Source organism: Aquabacterium sp. A7-Y, from assembly GCF_026153205.1.
Taxonomy (GTDB): Bacteria; Pseudomonadota; Gammaproteobacteria; order Burkholderiales; family Burkholderiaceae_C; genus Caldimonas.
Genome location: NZ_JAPFBW010000007.1, coordinates 102628 through 122403, shown reverse-complemented (window position 1 = coordinate 122403; position 19776 = coordinate 102628). Strand labels below are relative to the sequence as shown.

General features: G+C 66.8%; 21 protein-coding genes and 1 tRNA gene. 9 read left to right on the top strand and 13 right to left on the bottom strand.

The window, feature by feature from the left end:
- Positions 1 to 36: 36 nt before the first annotated feature.
- Both OOT46_RS08045 and OOT46_RS08040 read left to right on the top strand, forming a co-directional pair.
- Entirely contained in the window at positions 37 to 516 is a 480-nt protein-coding gene (locus OOT46_RS08045) for a copper chaperone PCu(A)C (protein ID WP_265403075.1), read from the top strand.
- A gap of 272 nt (positions 517 to 788) precedes the next feature.
- Positions 789 to 1559 (top strand): PEP-CTERM sorting domain-containing protein, encoded by a 771-nt coding sequence (locus tag OOT46_RS08040; protein ID WP_265403074.1) that lies wholly within the window; start codon positions 789 to 791, stop codon positions 1557 to 1559.
- 171 nt (positions 1560 to 1730) lie between these two features.
- Here the strand turns inward: OOT46_RS08040 and OOT46_RS08035 are convergent.
- The 6 genes from OOT46_RS08035 to cysS form a co-directional block, all read right to left on the bottom strand.
- Positions 1731 to 1823 (bottom strand) — tRNA-Ser (locus OOT46_RS08035).
- Between the two features lie 60 nt (positions 1824 to 1883).
- Positions 1884 to 3152 carry an aspartate kinase gene (locus OOT46_RS08030; protein WP_265403073.1) on the bottom strand — a complete coding sequence of 423 codons (1269 nt, stop codon included), beginning with the start codon at positions 3150 to 3152 and terminating at the stop codon, positions 1884 to 1886.
- A 107-nt stretch (positions 3153 to 3259) separates the two neighbouring features.
- The gene (gene tilS / locus OOT46_RS08025) at positions 3260 to 4588 is read right to left on the bottom strand and encodes a tRNA lysidine(34) synthetase TilS (RefSeq protein ID WP_265403072.1); all 1329 of its coding nucleotides are present in this window, start codon (positions 4586 to 4588) and stop codon (positions 3260 to 3262) included.
- Positions 4585 to 5559: an acetyl-CoA carboxylase carboxyltransferase subunit alpha gene (locus tag OOT46_RS08020; RefSeq protein ID WP_265403071.1), complete on the bottom strand. Its 975-nt coding sequence runs from the start codon at positions 5557 to 5559 to the stop codon at positions 4585 to 4587. Before OOT46_RS08020 ends, tilS begins: the two co-directional genes overlap by 4 nt.
- 60 nt (positions 5560 to 5619) lie before the next feature.
- A complete protein-coding gene (locus tag OOT46_RS08015) occupies positions 5620 to 6261 on the bottom strand; it encodes a DNA-3-methyladenine glycosylase family protein (protein ID WP_265403070.1) in 642 nt (213 codons plus the stop codon).
- A gap of 8 nt (positions 6262 to 6269) precedes the next feature.
- The gene (gene cysS, locus OOT46_RS08010) at positions 6270 to 7646 is read right to left on the bottom strand and encodes a cysteine--tRNA ligase (RefSeq protein WP_265403069.1); all 1377 of its coding nucleotides are present in this window, start codon (positions 7644 to 7646) and stop codon (positions 6270 to 6272) included.
- A gap of 212 nt (positions 7647 to 7858) precedes the next feature.
- Between cysS and OOT46_RS08005 the strand changes: the two genes are divergently transcribed.
- From OOT46_RS08005 to OOT46_RS07985, 5 genes are all read left to right on the top strand, one after another.
- Positions 7859 to 8413, top strand: a complete 555-nt coding sequence (locus tag OOT46_RS08005) for a tetratricopeptide repeat protein (protein ID WP_265403068.1) — start codon at positions 7859 to 7861, stop codon at positions 8411 to 8413.
- 99 nt (positions 8414 to 8512) lie between these two features.
- The gene (locus OOT46_RS08000) at positions 8513 to 9094 is read left to right on the top strand and encodes a peptidylprolyl isomerase (protein WP_265403067.1); all 582 of its coding nucleotides are present in this window, start codon (positions 8513 to 8515) and stop codon (positions 9092 to 9094) included.
- Between the two features lie 2 nt (positions 9095 to 9096).
- The gene (locus OOT46_RS07995; RefSeq protein ID WP_265403066.1) at positions 9097 to 9591 is read left to right on the top strand and encodes a peptidylprolyl isomerase; all 495 of its coding nucleotides are present in this window, start codon (positions 9097 to 9099) and stop codon (positions 9589 to 9591) included.
- 2 nt (positions 9592 to 9593) lie between these two features.
- Entirely contained in the window at positions 9594 to 10424 is an 831-nt protein-coding gene (locus tag OOT46_RS07990; protein ID WP_322114242.1) for a UDP-2,3-diacylglucosamine diphosphatase, read from the top strand.
- Positions 10418 to 11191 carry a zinc-dependent peptidase gene (locus OOT46_RS07985; protein ID WP_416136166.1) on the top strand — a complete coding sequence of 258 codons (774 nt, stop codon included), beginning with the start codon at positions 10418 to 10420 and terminating at the stop codon, positions 11189 to 11191. The genes OOT46_RS07990 and OOT46_RS07985 overlap by 7 nt, the downstream gene beginning before the upstream one ends.
- A 60-nt stretch (positions 11192 to 11251) precedes the next feature.
- Here OOT46_RS07985 and clpA read toward each other — a convergent pair whose 3' ends face one another.
- Positions 11252 to 13555, bottom strand: a complete 2304-nt coding sequence (gene clpA, locus OOT46_RS07980) for an ATP-dependent Clp protease ATP-binding subunit ClpA (RefSeq protein WP_265403065.1) — start codon at positions 13553 to 13555, stop codon at positions 11252 to 11254.
- Positions 13552 to 13917: an ATP-dependent Clp protease adapter ClpS gene (gene clpS, locus OOT46_RS07975; protein ID WP_265403064.1), complete on the bottom strand. Its 366-nt coding sequence runs from the start codon at positions 13915 to 13917 to the stop codon at positions 13552 to 13554. Before clpS ends, clpA begins: the two co-directional genes overlap by 4 nt.
- A gap of 181 nt (positions 13918 to 14098) precedes the next feature.
- Between clpS and OOT46_RS07970 the strand changes: the two genes are divergently transcribed.
- Positions 14099 to 14380 (top strand): cold-shock protein, encoded by a 282-nt coding sequence (locus OOT46_RS07970; protein ID WP_265403063.1) that lies wholly within the window; start codon positions 14099 to 14101, stop codon positions 14378 to 14380.
- A 378-nt stretch (positions 14381 to 14758) separates the two neighbouring features.
- Here the strand turns inward: OOT46_RS07970 and icd are convergent, their stop codons facing one another.
- The 3 genes from icd to hemN all read right to left on the bottom strand — a co-directional run bounded on the left by icd (position 14759) and on the right by hemN (position 18246).
- Positions 14759 to 16012, bottom strand: coding sequence for an NADP-dependent isocitrate dehydrogenase (icd, locus tag OOT46_RS07965; protein ID WP_265403061.1), 1254 nt, complete (start codon positions 16010 to 16012; stop codon positions 14759 to 14761).
- 136 nt (positions 16013 to 16148) lie between these two features.
- Complete coding sequence (locus tag OOT46_RS07960) at positions 16149 to 16832, bottom strand: sulfite exporter TauE/SafE family protein (protein ID WP_265403060.1); 684 nt, start codon at positions 16830 to 16832, stop codon at positions 16149 to 16151.
- Between the two features lie 10 nt (positions 16833 to 16842).
- Positions 16843 to 18246 (bottom strand): oxygen-independent coproporphyrinogen III oxidase, encoded by a 1404-nt coding sequence (gene hemN / locus OOT46_RS07955; protein ID WP_265403059.1) that lies wholly within the window; start codon positions 18244 to 18246, stop codon positions 16843 to 16845.
- A 102-nt stretch (positions 18247 to 18348) separates the two neighbouring features.
- Between hemN and fnr the strand changes: the two genes are divergently transcribed.
- Positions 18349 to 19101 carry a fumarate/nitrate reduction transcriptional regulator Fnr gene (gene fnr / locus OOT46_RS07950; protein ID WP_265403058.1) on the top strand — a complete coding sequence of 251 codons (753 nt, stop codon included), beginning with the start codon at positions 18349 to 18351 and terminating at the stop codon, positions 19099 to 19101.
- 45 nt (positions 19102 to 19146) lie between these two features.
- Here the strand turns inward: fnr and OOT46_RS07945 are convergent, their stop codons facing one another.
- Together OOT46_RS07945 and OOT46_RS07940 are read right to left on the bottom strand one after the other, a co-directional pair.
- Positions 19147 to 19467 carry a hypothetical protein gene (locus tag OOT46_RS07945; protein WP_265403057.1) on the bottom strand — a complete coding sequence of 107 codons (321 nt, stop codon included), beginning with the start codon at positions 19465 to 19467 and terminating at the stop codon, positions 19147 to 19149.
- Positions 19464 to 19772 carry a FixH family protein gene (locus OOT46_RS07940; RefSeq protein ID WP_265403056.1) on the bottom strand — a complete coding sequence of 103 codons (309 nt, stop codon included), beginning with the start codon at positions 19770 to 19772 and terminating at the stop codon, positions 19464 to 19466. The genes OOT46_RS07945 and OOT46_RS07940 overlap by 4 nt, the downstream gene beginning before the upstream one ends.
- Between the last annotated feature and the right edge of the window lie 4 nt (positions 19773 to 19776).

The window sequence follows — 19776 nt, the reverse complement described above, 5'->3', positions numbered from 1 at the left end:
TCTTTTCCATCAACTTCACACTGAAAGGCATCCGAGATGAAACGCGCTCTCTGCCTCCTGGCGCTCGCAGGCGCCCTCGGCTCCGCCGCATCGCCCCCCCCCGCCGCCGGCGTCCTGGTCCACAACGCCTGGGCCCGGCCCACGGTGCCGGGACAAAACTCGGGCGGCGGCTTCCTGACCCTGGAGAACCCCGGTCAGGCCGCCGACCGGCTGGTCTCGGCGCGCACGCCGGCGGCAGCCTCCACCGAGCTACACAGCATGAAGATGGAGGGCCTGGTGATGCGCATGCGCCAGGTGGAGGGCATCGAGCTGCCGCCCGGGCAGAAGGTGGAACTCAAGCCGGGCGGACTGCACGTGATGTTTTTCGGGCTGAAGGCCGCGCTGAAGCAGGGCGACGTCCTGCCTGTCACCCTCCAGTTCGAAAAGGCCGGCGAGATCACGGTGCAGATGAAGGTGGGCAGTGGAGCCGTCCCAGCGGCCGTGCAGCCGCACCACGGCCAGCACGCCCCTCGTTGAACGGGACCTCGGGACACCTGTTGCTCTTGTTGTCTCTGTAAGCCGATGTGCGACGAAGGCCGCTGCGTCGCACATCGTGACCGGCTCGCTTCTCCCTCTCCGGCCGCGTCCCGCCAGGGCTGAGGGGCAAGCGCGGCATCACTGACATTCCCTTACCCGGTGTCACCTCGGTCGGCGAGAATCCCGGCCGGCCGCGTTATATGTGGTCCGGCCGCAGTTCAACTTTGCGACCCCGTCCCTGCTGGGGCGGCCATCTGCACAGGGAGGTTTCAATGAAAAACGTCATCGCAGGACTGGCTCTTGCGCTCACTCTGCCCATCGCCATGGCGGACAGCGCGACCGCCCGTCTGTCCAATCTTGCGATCACGGTGGAAGACCTGGACCCGAGCGACCCCAACGTCCCGAACCCGAGCTGGAGTCAGAACGTCGGCCGCAGCGAAGTGACCTACATCCTGCCGGGCGCCCAGCCCATCGTTTTCGGCCGTGACCTGACCGGCCCTACCGACACCCTCAGCTACGAGCAAGGTGTCGACAACTTGACCGTCAATGCCGACTGGAACGAAGGCCTGCTGGAAGCGACAGCGGACGTCAGCGGCACCGGCGTCGCCTACTCCGGCTTCACCTCGCGCGACATCCAGGCGCCCGGGCTGTTGTTCCTGATCCCGGCCCAGACCAGCGTGACGCTGTCGGCCGATGCCTTCGTCACCGCTGCCACCGACTACCTGTGCGCCACCACCTGCTTCGGTGCACGCGCCTTCGCCGGCCTGACCCTGACCGTGAACGGTGAAGAACAAGCCGACCAGGCGGAAGTCGCGGTCGGCAACGGCGCCACCTTCGACACCTTGTCGGGCCAGCTCACGCTGACCTACAGCAACACCACCGAGGCTGCTCAGTGGGCCAGCCTGTCGGCCTTCGTCGACGTCACCGGCGAAGTGGTGCCGGTGCCGGAGCCCGAAACCTATGCGCTGATGGGCCTCGGCCTGGCGGCGCTGATGCTACGCCGCCGCTCGACGGCAGCGAGCAAGGCCCAGGCAAGCGCCTGAGACCTGGTGCCGGGCAGGGCTTGCTGCGGCCCGGCGATTCGACCGTCACTTCAAGAACGACCTCGACCTCGATCCATGCCACCTTCGGGTGGCTTTTTTTTGGCCCGCGCTCGCGACAAAAACAAGCGACGAACAAAAAAGCCACCCGAAGGTGGCTTTTTTGTTTTTGCTTGGCGGAGACGAAGGGATTCGAACCCTTGATGCAGCTCATCACCGCATACTCCCTTAGCAGGGGAGCACCTTCGGCCTCTCGGTCACGTCTCCAACCGGAAAATCGGTGAAGCCGACATTCTAGCGCGGAAATGCCGGATCACAACAACAACTTCACGAGGCCTGCTGGTCCAGATCGAAAGCACGATGCAGTGCGCGCACGGCGAGCTCCATGTACTTCTCGTCGATCACGACGCTGGTCTTGATCTCGCTGGTCGTGATCATCTGGATGTTGATGCCTTCTTCGCTGAGGGCACGGAACATCGCGGCAGCCACGCCGACATGCGAGCGCATGCCGATGCCGACGATCGAGACCTTGCAGATGCGCGTGTCGCCGGCCACCTTCTCGGCGCCCAGCTCGGGCAGCACCTTGGTATTGAGCAGCTCGACGGTCCTCGCGTAGTCGTTGCGATGCACCGTGAACGAGAAGTCGGTCTTGCCTTCGTGCGAGACGTTCTGCAGGATCACGTCGACATCGATGTTGGCTTCGGCCACGGCACCGAGGATCTGGTAGGCGATGCCGGGCTTGTCGGGCACGCCCATCACGGTGATCTTGGCCTCGTCGCGATTGAACGCGATGCCCGAGACAACTGCTTGTTCCATTTTCTCGTCTTCCTCAAAGGTGATCAGCGTTCCGGACTTGGCCTCTTCCTCGATGGCGATGTCCCACGGCGTGAAGCTCGACAGCACGCGCAGCGGCACGCGGTACTTGCCCGCGAACTCCACCGAGCGGATCTGCAGCACCTTGGAGCCGAGGCTGGCCATCTCGAGCATTTCCTCGAAGCTGATGGTGTGCAGGCGGCGCGCTTCCGGAACGATGCGCGGGTCGGTGGTGTAGACGCCGTCGACGTCCGTGTAGATCAAGCACTCGTCGGCCTTCATCGCCGCGGCCACGGCCACCGCGGAGGTGTCGGAGCCACCGCGACCCAGCGTCGTGATGTTGCCCAGAGCGTCGATGCCCTGGAAGCCGGTGATGATCACGACCTTGCCGGCGGCCAGGTCGGCACGCACCCGGGCATCGTCGATGCTCTCGATACGCGCCTTGGTGTAGGCCGAATCGGTCTTGATCGGGACCTGCCAGCCGGCATAGCTGACGGCCTGCATGCCTTCAGCCTGCAGCGCGATGGACAGCAGGCCGACCGAGACCTGCTCGCCCGTGGACGCGATCATGTCCAGCTCGCGCGCATAGGCGTCGGTGTGGCTCTGCGGGGCCAGCTCTTTGGCCAGGCCCAGCAGCCGGTTGGTTTCGCCGCTCATGGCCGAGGGCACCACCACCATCTGGTGGCCGGCCCGAGCCCATTTGGCGACACGCTTGGCGACATTGCGGATGCGCTCGGTCGAGCCCATCGAGGTGCCGCCGTATTTGTGAACGATCAGTGCCATGGGAGTTGGGTGCGCGGAAAAGGATGGGAGGAGAGGGTTCGCGCCGCGGTCGCGAACCGGCGATTGTAGCGGCTGCGCCGCCCACACCGTCGCCCTGCGAGGCGCCCTCAGCCCACCTCGTCCGGCAGCCAGTCCAGCGACACCTGGGCCTCGCCGCTGCCCGCCCGCGCGCGCGCGTCGATGCCGAGGCCCGGCACCCACAACAGGCGCTCGCCGGCATAGAGCAAGGGGCCGCTGCGGGCCCAGGCGGGCACGCCCTGGGCCTGGAACTGCTTCTTGAGGCTGCGGGGCGGACGCCCCGGGCCACTCTGGAACTGCTCGCCCCCGCTGCGCTCGGCCAGGGTCAACTCGGCCAACAGCGGCAGCGCCACGCCGCCTGCCGCAACCCGGCGCGCCACCAGCGTGCCGCCCCAGCCCGCCAGCCGGTAGCGCCCGGCACGGCGGATCTGCAGGCGGGCCTGCCGCGCGGGACCAGACGCAGCCGGCGTGGCAGGCCGGAGGCTGAAACTCAGGCGTCCCCGGTAGCAGCGCAGCATCCCTGCCGGCAGCTCCCACTGGGCCGCGCCAGCGCCCGGCAGCTCAGCCCACAGCCTTTCGAGCGCAGCCGCCGGCAGCGGCTGGCCAGCCAGGCGGCGGTACCAGTGGCGCAAGGTATTGCGCGCACGCGCTGCACCCAGCTTGAGCAGCGGTGACAGCCGCAGGGCGTCGTCTTCGTCCTGCAACGCGGCGAGATCCAGCTCGGCCAACTCGGCGAGGCAAACGCTCGCGTCGCGGGCCCAGGTACCGGCGTCCGACAGCGTCGCCTCGGCCTGAGGGAAAGCCGCGGTCAATGCCGGCCAGACCTGCAGGCGCAGGCGGTTGCGCGCGTAGCGGGGGTCGCTGTTGCTGTCGTCGTCGATGTAGCGCAGGCGGTGCTGGCGCACATAGGCCTCGACGGCCTCGCGGGGGTGTTCCAGCCAGGGCCGCGTCCACACCACCCCGGCACGCTCGGCCGCCTGCGGCATGCCGGCCAGGCCGGCCACGCCGGCACCGCGCAAGGCTTGCAGCAAAAAGGTCTCGGCCTGGTCACGCCGATGATGGGCCAGCAGCACGATGCCGGCGCCGTGCGACTGCGCCATCTCGTGCAGGGCCTGGTAGCGTGCCTTGCGCGCCACCGCCTCGACGCTGTCGCCACGGCCCGGTGCCAACTCGAGCCGTCGCGACACCAGCGTCAGGGGCCAGCCCTTGCGTCTCCAGGCGGCGCATTGCCGCTCGCAGTGCGCCAGCCAGTCGTCCGCGCGGGGCTGCAGTCCGTGGTGGACGTGCAGCGCCAGCACCTCGACACCTTGCTCGTGCGCGGCCTGCGCCGTCGCGTGCAGCAGCGCCGTGGAGTCGCGGCCGCCGCTGTAGGCCACCGCCACCACCGGACGGTCAGCCTGCAGCGCCCGCCGGATCATCCGCGTTCTTTGGTGTCGACGTAACGACCGTAGCTCTGCAGCCGCTCGTAGCGGTGCTGCAGCAGGTCGCGCGGACGCAGGTCAGCGACCTGGCGCAGCGCATCGTTGAGGCCGCGCTTGAGGTAGGCGGCCATCTGCTTGTGGTCGCGATGCGCACCGCCCACCGGCTCGTTGACGATCTTGTCCACCAGCCCCAGCGCCTTCAGCCGGTGCGCCGTGATGCCCAGCGCCTCGGCGGCGTCGGACGCGCGGTCGGCGGTCTTCCAGAGGATGGAGGCGCAGCCTTCCGGCGAGATCACCGAATAGACCGAGTACTGCAGCATCAGCACCTGGTCCGCGACGCTGATCGCCAGCGCACCGCCCGAACCGCCTTCGCCGATGATGGTCGTGATGATGGGCACCTCGAGCTGCGCCATCTCGAAGATGTTGCGCCCGATGGCTTCGGACTGGCCCCGCTCCTCGGCGCCGATGCCGGGATAGGCCCCCGGCGTGTCGACGAAGGTGAACACCGGCAGGCCGAACTTCTCGGCCAGCTTCATCAGCCGCAAGGCCTTGCGGTAGCCTTCCGGGCGCGACATGCCGAAGTTGCGCGCCGCTCGCTCCTTGGTATCGCGGCCCTTCTGGTGGCCCAGCACCATGCAGGCCTGGCCGTTGAAGCGCGCCAGCCCGCCGACGATGGACTGGTCATCGGCGAAATGGCGGTCGCCGTGCAGTTCCTGGAACTCGGTGAAGATCTCGTTGATGTAGTCCAGCGTGTAGGGCCGCTGCGGATGGCGCGCGATCTGCGTCACCTGCCAGGGGCTCAGGCTGGAGTAGATGTCCTTCGTGAGCTGCAGGCTTTTTTTGCCGAGCCGGTCAATCTCTTCGGAGATGTCGACCGCCGACTCGCTCTGCACATACCGCAGCTCGTCGATCTTGGTTTCAAGTTCGGCGATGGGCTGCTCGAACTCGAGAAAGTGTTTTTTGCTCATCCCAAGTCATCCCGACGTGATGTGTGAGGATCGCCCCCTCATCTGTTATCAGTATCCGAATCAGTATTCGACGGGCAGGGGGTCGAGGCTGCGCCAAATGTACCACGTCGCAACCGATCGAAAAGGGGCCCAGGCGTCGCCGACTTCACGCGCTTCGGCACGCGAAACCGGCTCACCGCTGAAGTAGTTGACACTGATGCCCTTGAGCAGGCCGAGGTCGTCGAGCGGCATCACATTGGGCCGCATCAGGTGGAAGATCAGGAACATCTCGGCGGTCCAGCGACCGATGCCGCGGATCGCGACCAGCTCCTCGATGATGGCTTCGTCGTCCATCGAGTGCCACTGCCGCACATGCACGGCGCCGCTGTCGAAGTGCGAGGCCAGGTCGCGCAGGTATTCCACCTTGCGCGCGGACAGACCGGCATCCCGCAGGCTCTCGGTGGGCAGTTGCAGCACCTGGGAGGGCGGGATGCGGGTGGACGGCACACTGAGCAGGCCGGCGAAGCGGTCCCAGACCGCCTGCGCCGCCTTCACGGAGATCTGCTGGCCGACGATGGAGCGCGCCAACGTCGTGAACGCGTCGCCTCGGCTCTGCAGGCGTGCTTCGCCGAACTGGGGAATCAGCTTGCGCATCACGCGGTCGCGCCGGGACAGGTGCTTGCACGCATCGTCCCAGTAGTCGGGGGTCACTGCCTTGGCCATCTGGACCGTCAGGCCTTCACCCAGGTGGTGCCCTGCGGCGTGTCCTTCAACACGATGCCCTGCTCGGCCAGCGCCTCGCGAATGCGGTCGGCCTCGGCGAAGTTCTTCGCCTTCTTCGCGGCCGCACGTGCCTCAATCTGCGCCTGGATGGCGGCCTCGTCCAAGCCGCTGTGGCCGCCCTGCAGGTAGGCGCGCGGCTCGCTCTGCAGCAGGCCCAGCACGCCGCCCAGCGCCTTCAGCAGGCCGGCGCTCTCGGGCGACTTGCCACGGTTGACCTCGCCGGCCAGCTCGAACAGCACGGCCACCGCCTCCGGCGTGTTGAAGTCGTCGTCCATCGCGGCCTTGAAGCGGGCCGCCTGGGGCTGAGCCCAGTCGATCGTCACCTCGGCGGGCGCCACGGCGTCGAGCGCCGTGTAGAGCCGGCGCAGCGCGTGGCGGGCATCCTCGAGATGGGTATCGCTGTAGTTGAACTGGCTGCGGTAATGCGTGCGCAGCATGAAAAAACGCACCGTCTCGCCGTCGTAGCTCTGCAGCACGTCGCGGATGGTGAAGAAGTTGCCGAGCGACTTCGACATCTTTTCGTTGTCGACATTGACGAAGCCGTTGTGCATCCAGACCTTCACGAAGGGCTTGCCGGTCGCACCCTCGCTCTGGGCGATCTCGTTCTCGTGATGGGGAAACTGCAGGTCCATGCCACCGCCGTGAATGTCGAACTGCTCGCCCAACAGGGCGCAGCCCATCGCGGAGCATTCGATGTGCCATCCCGGGCGGCCCTTGCCGAAGGGGGCATCCCACTTGGCGTCCTCGGGCTCGTTGTCCTTGGCGGCCTTCCAGAGCACGAAGTCGAGCGGATCCTCCTTGCCGTCGGACACCGCCACACGTTCGCCGGCGCGCAGCTGGTCGAGCGACTTGCCCGAGAGCTTTCCATAGCCGGGGAAGCGGCGCACCGCGAAGTTGACGTCGCCGTTGGCCGCCCGGTAAGCCAGGCCCTTGCCCTCCAGCGCCGAGATCATGCCCACCATCTCGCCGACGTACTCGGTGGCGCGGGGCTCGTGGGTGGGCGGCTCGATGCCGAGCTGGCCGATGTCCACGTGCATCTCGTGCGCCATCTCCTCCGTGAGCTGACGAATCGTGATGCCACGCTCCAGCGCGCGCCGGATGATCTTGTCGTCGATGTCGGTGATGTTGCGGACGTAGGTGACCCGAAAGCCGCTGGCCTTGAGCCAGCGCTGCACCATGTCGAAGGCCATCATCATCCGGGCATGCCCCACGTGGCAGAGGTCGTAGACCGTCATGCCGCAGACGTACATGCGCACATGGTTGGGCTCGATCGGTTCAAACGGCTCCAGCCGGCGTGTCAGGGTGTTGTAGATGGAAAGCGTCATGAGCGGAACTGCGAACGAGTCGCCAGGCAACAGGGGGAGGCGCCGTCAGGGCCGACGGGCGCGCGCAGTCGGGCAGCCGGCCGGCGCGATTTCGGTCGAAAGAGATTTCAACACGGCGCCAAGCGTGCGTGCATGCGGGTTTGCGGGAAGAGGTCCGGGACTGGACGATACAATCGTCGGATTGTAGCGGGCCCCTGCCAGAAGGATCGTTCATGCATTTTCGAGCGTCACGCCGCAGCCTGCAACACGCGATGCGCGCCTGGCTGCTCGCCTTCGGGCTCTGCGCGCTGGCCGCCGCCGCCCGAGCGCAGAACGCGGCCGAGGCCCGCGAGTTGCTGCGCGCCGGCAAGACGGCCGAGGCCATGGCCAAGCTGGAGCAGGCGCTCACCCGCCAGCCCGCCGACACCGAGCTGCGTTTCCTGCGCGCCGTCGTGCTCGCCGAACAGAAGCGCAGCGCTGAAGCGATCGAGCAGTACGCCTGGCTGATCGCCGACCAGCCTCAGCTGCCCGAACCCTACAACAACCTCGGCGTGCTCTACGCCGGTGACAAGCAGTACGACAAGGCGCGCACCGCCTTCGAAATGGCGGTGCGGCTGCGCCCGGGCTATGCCGCCGCCCATGAGAACCTGGCCGACGTGCACGCTGCTCTCGCGGGCTTGGCCTATGCGCGCGCGCTGGAACTCGACGCCGACAACGCGGGACTGGCACGGAAGCTGGCCCAGACTCGCCTCCTGCTCGGCATGCCCCCTCCTGCGGGCCGTCACTGATCAGCACTCACCCTGCCCTGTCGCGGGGACACCGGGCGGGTGCCGCGTCCGGAAGGTGGACAATGTCGGATTCTCAAGAATGCACGAAGGAGTGATTGGATGACGAATTCCCGGATCGCCCTGGCCGGCTGGGCGCTGGCCTTTGGTTGCCTGGCCACCGCAGCATCGGCACAGACCGTCAAGCTGAGCACGTCGGCGGGCGACATCGTCGTGAAACTGGACGCGGCCAAGGCACCGAAGTCCGTGGCGAACTTCCTGCAGTACGTCAAGGACGGGCACTACGACGGCACCGTCTTCCACCGCGTCATCCCCGACTTCATGATCCAGGGCGGTGGCTTCACGCCCGACATGGCCCAGAAGCCGACCCGGGAGCCCATTCCGCTCGAAAGCCGCAACGGCTTGAGCAACCAGCGCGGCACCATTGCCATGGCGCGCACGATGGACCCGAACTCGGCGACGGCGCAGTTTTTCATCAACGTCAAGGACAATGTTTTCCTCGACGCCGCCCACGCGCGCGACGGCAACGGCTATGCGGTCTTCGGCAAGGTGGTCAGCGGCATGGAGGTGGTCGACAAGATCAAGGCGACCGCCACTGCCGACAAGAAGGACGCCCAGGGCAACGTGCATCAGAACGTCCCGGCACAGCCGGTCATCATCAAACGAGTCACTGTGGAGAAATAAACATGGCAGTCGAACTGCACACCAATCACGGCGTCATCAAGATCGAACTCGACGCCGAGAAGGCGCCCAAGTCGACCGAGAACTTCCTGTCGTACGTGCGCAAGGGCCACTACGACAACACCATCTTCCACCGCGTGATCGACGGCTTCATGATCCAGGGCGGCGGCTTCGAGCCGGGCATGCAGCAAAAGCCGACCGACGAGCCGATCCAGAACGAGGCGAACAACGGTCTGAAGAACACCACCTACACCGTGGCCATGGCGCGCACCCAGGCGCCGCACTCGGCGACCGCGCAGTTTTTCATCAACGTCGCCAACAACGACTTCCTCAACTTCAAGGCCGAGAACGTGCAGGGCTGGGGTTATGCGGTGTTTGGCAAGGTGGTCGCGGGCACCGAGGTGATCGACAAGATCAAGGCCGTGAAAACCGGCCGCAGCGGCTTCCACGACGACGTGCCGCTCGACGACGTGGTCATCAACAAGGCCGTGGAAGTCTGACCTTGAGTCCCTCCGGTGCCGCCCCGGGAACAGCCCAGGGGCCGCTGCCCCTGCCCGAGGTGCACCGGCTGGTCGCCCCGCCGCATTGGCGAGCGGTCGATCTGCTGTCCGACCTGCATCTGCAGGAGGGCCTGCCGGCCACCCTGGCGACGTTTCGCGAGCACCTGCTGCACACGACGGCCGAGGCGGTGCTGATCCTCGGCGATCTGTTCGAGGTCTGGGTCGGCGACGATGCGGCGGCCGACGGCTTCGAGCACCACTGCGCGGAGCTGCTGAGGGAGGCGTCCCGACATCGCTGGATCGGCTTCATGGCCGGCAACCGCGACTTCCTGGTCGGGCCGAACTTCCTTTCCGGCGCCGGAGTGCATGCCCTCCCCGATCCCACACTGCTGGACTTCCAGGGTCAGCGTTACCTGCTGACGCACGGCGACCTGCTGTGCATCGACGACCTCGACTACCAGCGCTTCCGGGCCCAGGTGCGCGCAGCGCAGTGGCGCGCCGGCTTCCTGGCCCAGCCGCTCGCCCAGCGGCGCGAGATCGCGGCGGGACTGCGGCGGGCCAGCGAGCAGCGCAAGCGCGAGCACGGCCCCGAGGCCTATGCCGACCTGGATGTCGCGTCCGTCGAGCGCTGGCTTGACGACAGCGGCGCCGACGTGCTCGTGCACGGTCACACCCACCGCCCGGCCAGCCATCCCGTCGCGGGCGGCCGCTGCCGTCATGTGCTGAGCGACTGGGACCTCGATGCTGCGGACCCCGGCCATCCCCGACGCGCCGAAGTGCTGCGGCTGAGCGGGGCCGGGGTCGTCCGCCTCGACCTGTCCGCGCCGTGTTGAACTGGCTGCAGAGCTGGCGCCAGCGGCAGGAGGAGCGCCTGCTGCAGAACCGCCCGATTCCCGAGCCGCTGTGGCAGTACACGCTGGCGCGTCACCCCTTCCTCGCGCGGCGATCGGACGCCGACGTGAACGAGCTGCGGCGGCTCACGACGCTCTTCCTGGCCCGCAAGGAATTCACCGGTGGGGGCGGTTTTCTCGTGACCGACGAAGTCGCCGTCGCCGTCGCGGCCCAGGCCTGCGTGCCGGTGCTCCGGCTGGGTCTGGCGATGTACGACGGCTTCGTCGGGATCGTGATGCACCATGACGAGGTGGTGGCCCGCCGCGAGGTGCTGGACGAGGACGGCGTGATGCACCACTACGACGAGGTGCTGGCCGGGGAGGCCATGGAGGGCGGGCCGGTCACCTTGTCCTGGCACGACGTGCAGCTGGGCGAGGAAGCGGCCGAGCTGGGCTACAACGTGGTGATCCACGAGTTCGTGCACAAGATCGACATGCTGGACGGCGAGGCCGACGGCATCCCGCCCCTGCCCGCTGCGGCGCGCCAGGCCTGGGCCGACTGCATCGACGCCGACTACGAGCGCTTTTGCGACCGCGTCGACCGCGGCCGCCCTACCTTCCTGGACCCCTACGGGGCCGAAGGCGTGGACGAGTTTTTTGCGGTCGCCGCCGAGGCGTTTTTCGTCGCGCCGATCGCCTTCCGCGACGAACACGCCGCTCTGTATGCCCTGTTCCGGGGCTACTTCGGCCAGGATCCCGCGGCCTTCTGAGCGCCGGCGGTGAAGAAAAAGGCCCCTCGCGAGGGGCCTCGGGGTCGGGGCTGAAAGGCGTCAGGCGGTGGCCGGCTCAGCCTTCGGCTTGTCGCTCTTCTTGCTCGGCTGGATATCCAGCACGACCTCTTCCTTGTCGTCCAGATCCACGGTCAGGCGCCCGCCGTCGACCAGGCGGCCGAACAACAGTTCGTCGGCCAAGGCCCGCCGGATGGTGTCCTGGATCAGGCGTTGCATCGGCCGCGCACCCATCAGCGGATCGAAGCCCTTCTTCGCCAGGTGCTTGCGCAACACGTCGGCGAAGGTGACCTCGACCTTCTTTTCCGCCAGCTGACTTTCAAGCTGCAGCAGGAATTTGTCGACGACCCGCAGGATGATCTCCTCGTCCAGCGCGCGGAAGCTGACCATGGCGTCCAGCCGGTTGCGGAACTCTGGGGTGAACAGGCGCTTGATGTCCGCCATCTCGTCGCCCTGCTCGCGGTGGTTGGTGAACCCGATCACCGACTTCTGCATGGTTTCGGCTCCCGCATTGGTCGTCATGATGATGATGACGTTGCGGAAGTCGGCCTTGCGACCGTTGTTGTCGGTCAAGGTGCCGTGGTCCATCACCTGCAGCAGCACGTTGAAGACATCCGGGTGGGCCTTTTCGATCTCGTCGAGCAGCAGCACCGCGTGCGGCTTTTTGGTCACCGCCTCGGTCAGCAGGCCGCCCTGGTCGAAGCCGACATAGCCCGGAGGCGCACCGATCAGGCGGCTCACCGCATGGCGCTCCATGTACTCGGACATGTCGAAGCGGATCAGCTCGATGCCCAGGATATAGGCCAGCTGCTTGGCCACCTCGGTCTTGCCGACGCCGGTCGGGCCGCTGAAGAGGAAGGAGCCGATGGGCTTGTCCGGTTTGCCGAGGCCCGAACGCGCCATCTTGATCGCGGCCGCCAAGGCGTCGATCGCAACGTCCTGCCCGTACACCACGCTCTTGAGATCGCGGTCCAGGTTCTTCAGCTTCGAGCGATCGTCGTTGGAGACGCTGGCCGGCGGGATGCGGGCGATCTTGGCAACGATCTCCTCGACCTCGAGGCGTGTGATGGTCTTCTTTTGCTTGCTCTTGGGCAGGATGCGCTGAGCCGCACCGGCCTCGTCGATCACATCGATGGCCTTGTCCGGCAGGTGCCTGTCATTGATGAACTTGGCCGACAGCTCTGCCGCCGCCTGCAGCGCGTTGAGGGCGTACTTGACGCTGTGGTGCTCCTCGAAGCGCGACTTGAGGCCTTTCAGGATCTCGACCGTCTGCTCGACCGAGGGCTCGACCACGTCGATCTTCTGGAAGCGCCGGGACAGCGCGGCGTCCTTCTCGAAGATACCGCGGTACTCGGTGAAGGTGGTCGCGCCGATGCACTTCAGGTTGCCGGAGCTGAGCGCCGGCTTGAGCAGGTTGCTCGCGTCCAGCGTGCCGCCCGAGGCAGCGCCCGCGCCGATCAGCGTGTGGATCTCGTCGATGAACAGCACCGCGTTGGGCTGGTCCTTGAGCGCCTTGAGCACACCCTTCAGGCGCTGCTCGAAGTCGCCGCGGTACTTGGTGCCCGCCAGCAGCGCGCCCATGTCGAGCGCGTAGACGGTGGAATCGGCCAGCACCTCGGGCACGTCGCCCTCGGTGATGCGCCAGGCCAGGCCCTCGGCGATGGCGGTCTTGCCAACTCCGGCCTCGCCCACCAGCAGGGGGTTGTTCTTGCGGCGGCGGCACAGCACCTGGATGACACGCTCGACCTCCAGCTCGCGGCCAATCAACGGGTCGATCTTGCCTTCGCGCGCCAGGTGATTGAGGTTCTGCGTGAACTGCTCGAGCGGCGAGCCCTTGCCTTCGCCCTCTTCCTTCTCGCCCTCGCCACTGCTCGTGCCGTCACTTGATTTGGCGGGCTCGGGCGGGTCGGACTTCTTGATACCGTGGGCGATGTAGTTGACGACGTCCAGGCGCGTCACACCCTGCTGGTGCAGGTAGTAGACGGCGTGCGAGTCCTTCTCGCCGAAGATCGCCACCAGCACATTGGCACCGGTAACTTCCTTCTTGCCGCTGCCGGTCGACTGGACGTGCATGATCGCGCGCTGGATCACGCGTTGGAAGCCCAGCGTCGGCTGGGTATCCACCTCGTCGCTGCCGCCGACGGTCGGCGTGTTCTCCTTGATGAAGTGCGTCAAGCTCTTGCGCAGATCATCGATGTTGGCCGAGCAGGCCCGCAGGACCTCGGCGGCCGACGGGTTGTCGAGCAAGGCCAGCAGCAGGTGTTCCACGGTGATGAACTCGTGGCGCTGCTGGCGCGCCTCGACGAACGCCATGTGCAGGCTGACTTCAAGTTCCTGGGCAATCATGCGGCCTCCATAATGCACTGCAAAGGATGCCCCGCGCGGCGCGCGGCGGCAAGCACCATTTCCACCTTGGTCGCGGCAACGTCCTTGGTGTATACGCCACACACCCCCCGGCCCTCATGGTGGATCTTCAGCATGATCTGCGTCGCGGTCTCGAGATCGCGATGGAAGAACTGCTGCAGCACCATCACCACGAATTCCATTGGTGTGTAGTCGTCGTTCAGCATGACCACCTGATACAGCCTCGGTGGCTCCACCTTGGATGACTGTCTTTCTAGGATGACAGTTCCCTCCCCCCCATCAGGCAGCGAAGGCTGGTTGGGCGGCTGCGGGAGCTTCGGGGGAACGGGACTGTCGCTGGGCATGAATCGATTCTATCGAGTTGATCAGTGCCGGTTTCGACTTCGGCAATTGGTGGCAAGTCACAAAAGGTCAAGTGCCATCGTTTCGTCACGAACGCTCACCAGCTGCCTTTTTCCGTCCTTGACATGCCCCCAGGCGGCGCCGAGAATGCTTTGAGAAAAGGAAGTGCCCGGGGAGGAATCAATGGGTATAGGCATCGTCAAGTGGTTCAATGACGCCAAGGGCTTTGGTTTTATTGAACCAGAAGAGGGCGGCGAAGACGTCTTCGCACATTTCTCTGCCATTCAGATGGATGGCTTCAGGACACTGAAACAGGGCTCGAAGGTGACCTTCGACTTGGTGCAGGGTCCCAAAGGCAAGCTCGCTCAGAACATCCAGTTGCTCGAACCCCGAGCACCTCGGGGAGAGCGCGGGACCCGCCCGCCCTCGACTTCGGAGCCCGGAGCTGCAGCTTACGCCGACTGAGCCCGCCGTGTCGTTTCATCCGCGGCGGCCGCCTCGTGCGGCATGAAATAAGCCCGCTTCTCGCGGGCTTTTGATCTCCTCGGGATCCGGTCCGGAGCTGGGTTGCTCCGCGGCGCCGTCGAGCGAGATGGCTCTTTCAGCGTGCCAGCGTCTGTTACAGCATGTCGTTCCTCGACGCCGCAGCTTCGAAGGCTGCTGTTTCTGCCTGAATTCCAGACAGGTTTCACGGCAATGCCTCGAGCACGTCGTGCCCTCGCGGCTTGTGCTGAGCGCGGTGCTTGCTGCGCTGTTTCGCGGGCTCCTGGCGCGCTTGACCTCCGAGCGTAGAAGAAAAAGCCCGCCGGAAGCGGGCTCTTCGGTCGCAGCTGGTCAGCTTGCTTACATGTTGTCAATCATCACTTGACCGAAGCCGGAGCAGCTCACCTGGGTCGCGCCGTCAAGCAGCCGGGCGAAATCATAGGTGACCTTCTTGCTCAGGATGGCCTTTTCCATCGAGCTGATGATGAGGTCGGCCGCCTCGGTCCAGCCCATGTGGCGCAACATCATCTCGGCCGACAGGATTTCGGAACCGGGGTTCACATAGTCCTTGCCGGCGTACTTGGGCGCCGTGCCGTGGGTGGCTTCGAACATCGCGACCGAGTCCGAGAGGTTGGCGCCGGGGGCGATGCCGATGCCACCGACCTGGGCTGCCAGCGCGTCGGAGATGTAGTCGCCATTCAGGTTCAGGGTCGCGATGACCGAGTACTCGGCGGGGCGCAGCAGGATCTGCTGCAGGAAGGCATCAGCGATGGCGTCCTTGATCACGATTTCCTTGCCGGACTTCGGATTCTTGAACTTGCACCACGGGCCGCCGTCGATCAGCTCGGCACCGAACTCCTTCTGGGCCAGGCCGTAACCCCAGTCACGGAAGCCACCCTCCGTGTATTTCATGATGTTGCCCTTGTGCACCAGCGTGACAGAGGGCTTGTCGTTGTCGATCGCGTACTGGATCGCCTTGCGAACCAGGCGCTCGGTGCCTTCGCGCGAGACCGGCTTGATGCCGATGCCCGAGGTCTGCGGGAAGCGGATCTTCTTGACGCCGAACTCCTTGATCAGGAAGTCGATCAGCTTCTTCGCCTTGTCGCTCTCGGCTTCGTACTCGATGCCGGCGTAGATGTCCTCCGAGTTCTCGCGGAAGATCACCATGTCGGTCTTGTGAGGCTCCTTCACCGGCGAGGGCACGCCCTTGAAGTAGCGCACCGGCCGCAGGCAGACATAGAGGTCCAGCTCCTGGCGCAGCGCAACGTTCAGCGAACGGATGCCGCCGCCGACCGGGGTCGTCAGCGGGCCCTTGATCGACACCACGTACTCCTTCAGGACCTGCAGGGTCTCCTCGGGCAGCCACACATCGGGGCCGTAGACCTTGGTCGACTTCTCGCCCGCGTAGATCTCCATCCAGTGGATCTTGCGCTTGCCGCCGTAGGACTTCGCGACCGCGGCGTCCACCACCTTGATCATCACCGGAGTGATGTCGAAGCCGGTGCCGTCCCCCTCGATGTACGGAATGATGGGTTGGTCGGGAACGTTCAGGGAGAAGTCCGAATTGACGGTGATCTTCTGCCCACCCTCGGGCACCTTGATGTGCTGGTACATGTGAGAAAGCTCCGCGCGAACGGGTTAGAGAAATCTTGTAGAACCGGCGATTCTAAGGCAGCGCAGCTGTCGAAGGACTTGCACAACCCCGCTTGCCTAGCGGTGGCGCGGCGGGCAGCCCGGCGACACGGCCGCTTCAGGCGCAGAACTGCGCCAGCGGTCCGGTCATCAGGGTGTGGCCCAGTGCCCAGGCCGAACTGGCCGCCAGCGCCAAGCCGCCGACGCGGATGCCCCAGCCGCCTGCCGCCGCGGCGCGGGCCGGGCCGCCAGCCGTCGTCAGCCGCCGCCACAGCAGCGGCCCGAGTTGCAGCCCGACGCCCGAGCCGAGGCCGAAACCCACCATCACCGCCCCGCCCTCCCAGGGCGTGGACGCCAGCGAAGCCACCATCAACGCCGAATACAGCAGGCCGCAGGGCAGCAGCGCCCACAGCAAGCCGGCGACCACCGGCCAGCGCCGGCTGTCCAGCCCCAAGGTACGGTGCCGCAGCCCTTGCCAGACGCGCCCGGCCAGGGCGTCGAGCCAGGCCGGCTGCCGGCCCAGCCAAAGCAGCGCCAGCCCCAGCAGGACCACGGCGAGGTGGAACATGGCCCAGAACGGCTGCAGCACGACCAGCTCGCGTGCGCCCCAGCGTAAGGCCTCCGAGGACGATGCGATCACCGCACCGAACAGCCCGTACCCGCCCAGCCGGCCGAGCTGGAAAGCCACCGGGCGCGAGGCGCTGCAGCCCAGCGTGGCGCTGGCCGCGCCGCACATCGTGGCGCAGTGCGGGCTGCCCGCGAGGCCCATCAGCAAGCCGGTCATCCACAGGGCGGTCTGCATGCTCGGAGCCTCAGATGACGCGCGAGAAGCGCTCGCGGCAGCGATCGGCCTGCAGCTGCCGGTCGAACACCATCGCAATGGCCCGCACCACATACCAGCCGGCCGGGCTCACGCGCAGCCCATCGGGCTCGATCGAGAGCAGGCCTTGCTCCACCAGCGGCGCGAGCCGCTCCAGCTCGGCGGCGAAATAGGTGCGGAAGTCGATCAGCCAAGCCAGCTCGACCGACTCGAAGGCCACCGCCCCCTGGCACATCAAGGCCATGATGACCGCACGCCGCACCAGGTCATCGCGCTCCAACGCCAGGCCGCGCACCACCGGAAACTGCCCCTGACGCAGGCTGTCGTAGTACTCGTCCAAGGTCTTGGCGTTCTGGCTGTAGGTGGCGCCGATCCGTCCGATCGCCGAAACGCCGAGGCCGATCAGGTCGCAGTCGGGCTGGGTGCTGTAGCCCTGGAAATTGCGGTGCAGCCGGCCCTGGCGCTTCGCCACCGCCAGGCTGTCCTCGTGCAGCGCGAAGTGGTCCATGCCGATGTAGTCGTAGCCGGCCGCCTGGAAGGCCTCGATGGCCGCCCCCAGCATGCCGAGCTTGGCGGGCGCCGGCGGCAGCTCTGACACTTCGATGCGGCGCTGCGGCTTGAAGCGCTGCGGCAGGTGCGCATAGGCATAGAGCGCGATGCGGTCAGGCCGCAGACCGGCCACCTGCTGCAGCGTGCGGGCGAAGGAGGCGGCGTTCTGGCGCGGCAGGCCGTAGATCAGGTCGACATTCAGCGATTCGAAGCCCAGCGCGCGCGCCGAGGCCATCAGCGCCGCCACGCTCTCATACGGTTGGACCCGGTGCACCGCCTTCTGCACCTCGGGATCGAAGTCCTGCACGCCGAAGCTGAGCCGGTTGAAGCCGAGCGCGCGCAGGTGGGCCAGCCGCTCGGGCGTGACGGTGCGCGGGTCGACCTCGATGGAGTATTCGCCACCCGGCGCCAGGCGGAAGGCTCGGCGCAGGCCGTCCATCAGCCGCTGCAGCTCGGCGTCGCTCAGGAAGGTCGGGGTGCCGCCGCCCAGGTGCAGCTGCGACACCGCCTGCCCGCTGCCCAGCACGCCGACATGCAGGGCGATTTCCGCCTCCAGCGCGTCGAGGTAGTCGGCGGCGCGCTCGTGGTGCCGGGTGATGACCTTGTTACAGGCGCAGTAGTAGCAGACCGACTCACAGAAGGGGACGTGGACATAGAGAGACAGCGGCGCCCGGCTGCCGCCGGTGGCGCCGACGCCGGCCGCCCGCTGGGCCAGTGCCTGGCGGTAGTGCCCTGGTGTGAAGGCTTCGACGAAGCGGTCGGCGGTCGGGTAGGAGGTGTAGCGCGGACCGGGCACGTCGAAGCGGGCCAGCAGTTCGGGCGTGAGCAGGGGGGCAGCGGTGTCCATGGGGATCGACTGTGCCCAAGGTGGCCTCGGCCGGCCTTGACGTGGCTCAAGCCCGGTTCAGTCGCCGACGGAAACAATCGATGCCTACCCTGAGGAAGATCAATGGAGTCCGATATCCCCTCCCCCGCCCCTGCCGCCTCCGCTACGACGCTCAAGGTGGCGTGCTCGAGTTGCAATCTGCGTGAACTCTGCCTGCCGGTGGGCATGTCACGGCCCGAGCTGGACCGGCTCGACGCCCTGGTCGCCGCACGCCGGACGGTCAAACGCGGCGAGAGGCTGTTCCAGGCCGGCGAGCCCTTCCAGGCGCTCTACGCGGTGCGCACGGGGTTTTTCAAGACCTGCGTGTCCTCCGAGGACGGCCGCGACCAGGTGACCGGCTTCCAGATGGCCGGCGAGCTGCTGGGGCTGGATGCGATCAGCCAGGACCGCCACACCTGCGACGCGGTCGCGCTGGAGGACTCCCAGGTCTGCCAGATCCCCTACGCGCGGCTGGAGGAGCTGTCGCGTGAGTTCACCGAGCTTCAGCACTCCTTCCACAAGATCATGAGCCGCGAAATCGTGCGCGACCATGGCGTGATGCTGCTGCTGGGCAGCATGCGGGCCGATGAGCGGGTCGCCGCCTTCCTGCTCAACCTGACCCAGCGCCTGCAGGCGCGCGGTTTTTCGCCCACCTCGCTGGTGCTGCGCATGACACGCGAGGAGATCGGCAGCTACCTGGGCCTCAAGCTCGAGACGGTCAGCCGCACCTTCTCCAAACTGCAGGAAGACGGCGTGCTCGAAGTGCGCCAGCGCCACATCCGCATCCTGGATCTGGCCGGCCTGCGCGCGCTGCTCAACAACAGCAGCGCTTGTTGAGCCAAAGCGCCTCGGCACCCGTCAGGGTGCTGAGGCGCCAGGACCTCAAGACGCCGGCGGCCGCGGGCATGCGGCCGGCCGACCATCCACCGGCAACGGGCAGCGGTTCACCTCGAACGGCGACATCGCCAACAGGCAGGTCAGCGCGCTGGACAGCATCGCCGCCCCCCAGAAGACGAAAAAGGCCAGCGTGTAGACCGCGCCGGGCGACAGCTCCAGCGGTCCCTGCGCGAAGCCGTGCAGGTCCTGCGGATCGACCACCGCGAACACCAGCATCTCCAGCACGCCCGCCACCAGGAAGGCCGGCCAGGCGATCCACATCAGGCGCGGGCCGAGGCCGGCGCCCCAGACGGTGCCGCTGCTCATCGCGGCTGCTCCCCGGGCGCCGGCACCGGCGTGGCGGCATGGTTGCGCGCCTGCATCGCCGGGCGCAGCCCCTCGGGCGGCACCGCGGCCGCCTCGCCGGCTGACTGGCGCAAAGTCTGGTTGATCTCGATGCCACGGCGGTAGTAGTCCTCGGCGAGCACCGGATCGGGCCGCGTGACGGCGATGATGGTCGTCGCGACGCCGGCCAGCACCACGGCCGCCGGGCCGCCGGCCACCAGCCACATGGTGGGTTCGCGCCACCACCGGCGTGCGGCAGGGCTGGCAACGATGGCTTGCTGGGTCATGAGC

Excerpts from the sequence above, each read along its gene's own strand:
- OOT46_RS08045 (WP_265403075.1), top strand. The coding sequence starts at position 37 with ATGAAACGCGCTCTCTGCCTCCTGGCGCTCGCAGGCGCCCTCGGCTCC.
- OOT46_RS08040 (WP_265403074.1), top strand. The coding sequence starts at position 789 with ATGAAAAACGTCATCGCAGGACTGGCTCTTGCGCTCACTCTGCCCATC.
- OOT46_RS08030 (WP_265403073.1), bottom strand. The coding sequence starts at position 3,152 with ATGGCACTGATCGTTCACAAATACGGCGGCACCTCGATGGGCTCGACC.
- tilS (WP_265403072.1), bottom strand. The coding sequence starts at position 4,588 with ATGATCCGGCGGGCGCTGCAGGCTGACCGTCCGGTGGTGGCGGTGGCC.
- OOT46_RS08020 (WP_265403071.1), bottom strand. The coding sequence starts at position 5,559 with ATGAGCAAAAAACACTTTCTCGAGTTCGAGCAGCCCATCGCCGAACTT.
- OOT46_RS08015 (WP_265403070.1), bottom strand. The coding sequence starts at position 6,261 with ATGGCCAAGGCAGTGACCCCCGACTACTGGGACGATGCGTGCAAGCAC.
- cysS (WP_265403069.1), bottom strand. The coding sequence starts at position 7,646 with ATGACGCTTTCCATCTACAACACCCTGACACGCCGGCTGGAGCCGTTT.
- OOT46_RS08005 (WP_265403068.1), top strand. The coding sequence starts at position 7,859 with ATGCATTTTCGAGCGTCACGCCGCAGCCTGCAACACGCGATGCGCGCC.
- OOT46_RS08000 (WP_265403067.1), top strand. The coding sequence starts at position 8,513 with ATGACGAATTCCCGGATCGCCCTGGCCGGCTGGGCGCTGGCCTTTGGT.
- OOT46_RS07995 (WP_265403066.1), top strand. The coding sequence starts at position 9,097 with ATGGCAGTCGAACTGCACACCAATCACGGCGTCATCAAGATCGAACTC.
- clpA (WP_265403065.1), bottom strand. The coding sequence starts at position 13,555 with ATGATTGCCCAGGAACTTGAAGTCAGCCTGCACATGGCGTTCGTCGAG.
- clpS (WP_265403064.1), bottom strand. The coding sequence starts at position 13,917 with ATGCCCAGCGACAGTCCCGTTCCCCCGAAGCTCCCGCAGCCGCCCAAC.
- OOT46_RS07970 (WP_265403063.1), top strand. The coding sequence starts at position 14,099 with ATGGGTATAGGCATCGTCAAGTGGTTCAATGACGCCAAGGGCTTTGGT.
- icd (WP_265403061.1), bottom strand. The coding sequence starts at position 16,012 with ATGTACCAGCACATCAAGGTGCCCGAGGGTGGGCAGAAGATCACCGTC.
- OOT46_RS07960 (WP_265403060.1), bottom strand. The coding sequence starts at position 16,832 with ATGCAGACCGCCCTGTGGATGACCGGCTTGCTGATGGGCCTCGCGGGC.
- hemN (WP_265403059.1), bottom strand. The coding sequence starts at position 18,246 with ATGGACACCGCTGCCCCCCTGCTCACGCCCGAACTGCTGGCCCGCTTC.
- fnr (WP_265403058.1), top strand. The coding sequence starts at position 18,349 with ATGGAGTCCGATATCCCCTCCCCCGCCCCTGCCGCCTCCGCTACGACG.
- OOT46_RS07945 (WP_265403057.1), bottom strand. The coding sequence starts at position 19,467 with ATGAGCAGCGGCACCGTCTGGGGCGCCGGCCTCGGCCCGCGCCTGATG.
- OOT46_RS07940 (WP_265403056.1), bottom strand. The coding sequence starts at position 19,772 with ATGACCCAGCAAGCCATCGTTGCCAGCCCTGCCGCACGCCGGTGGTGG.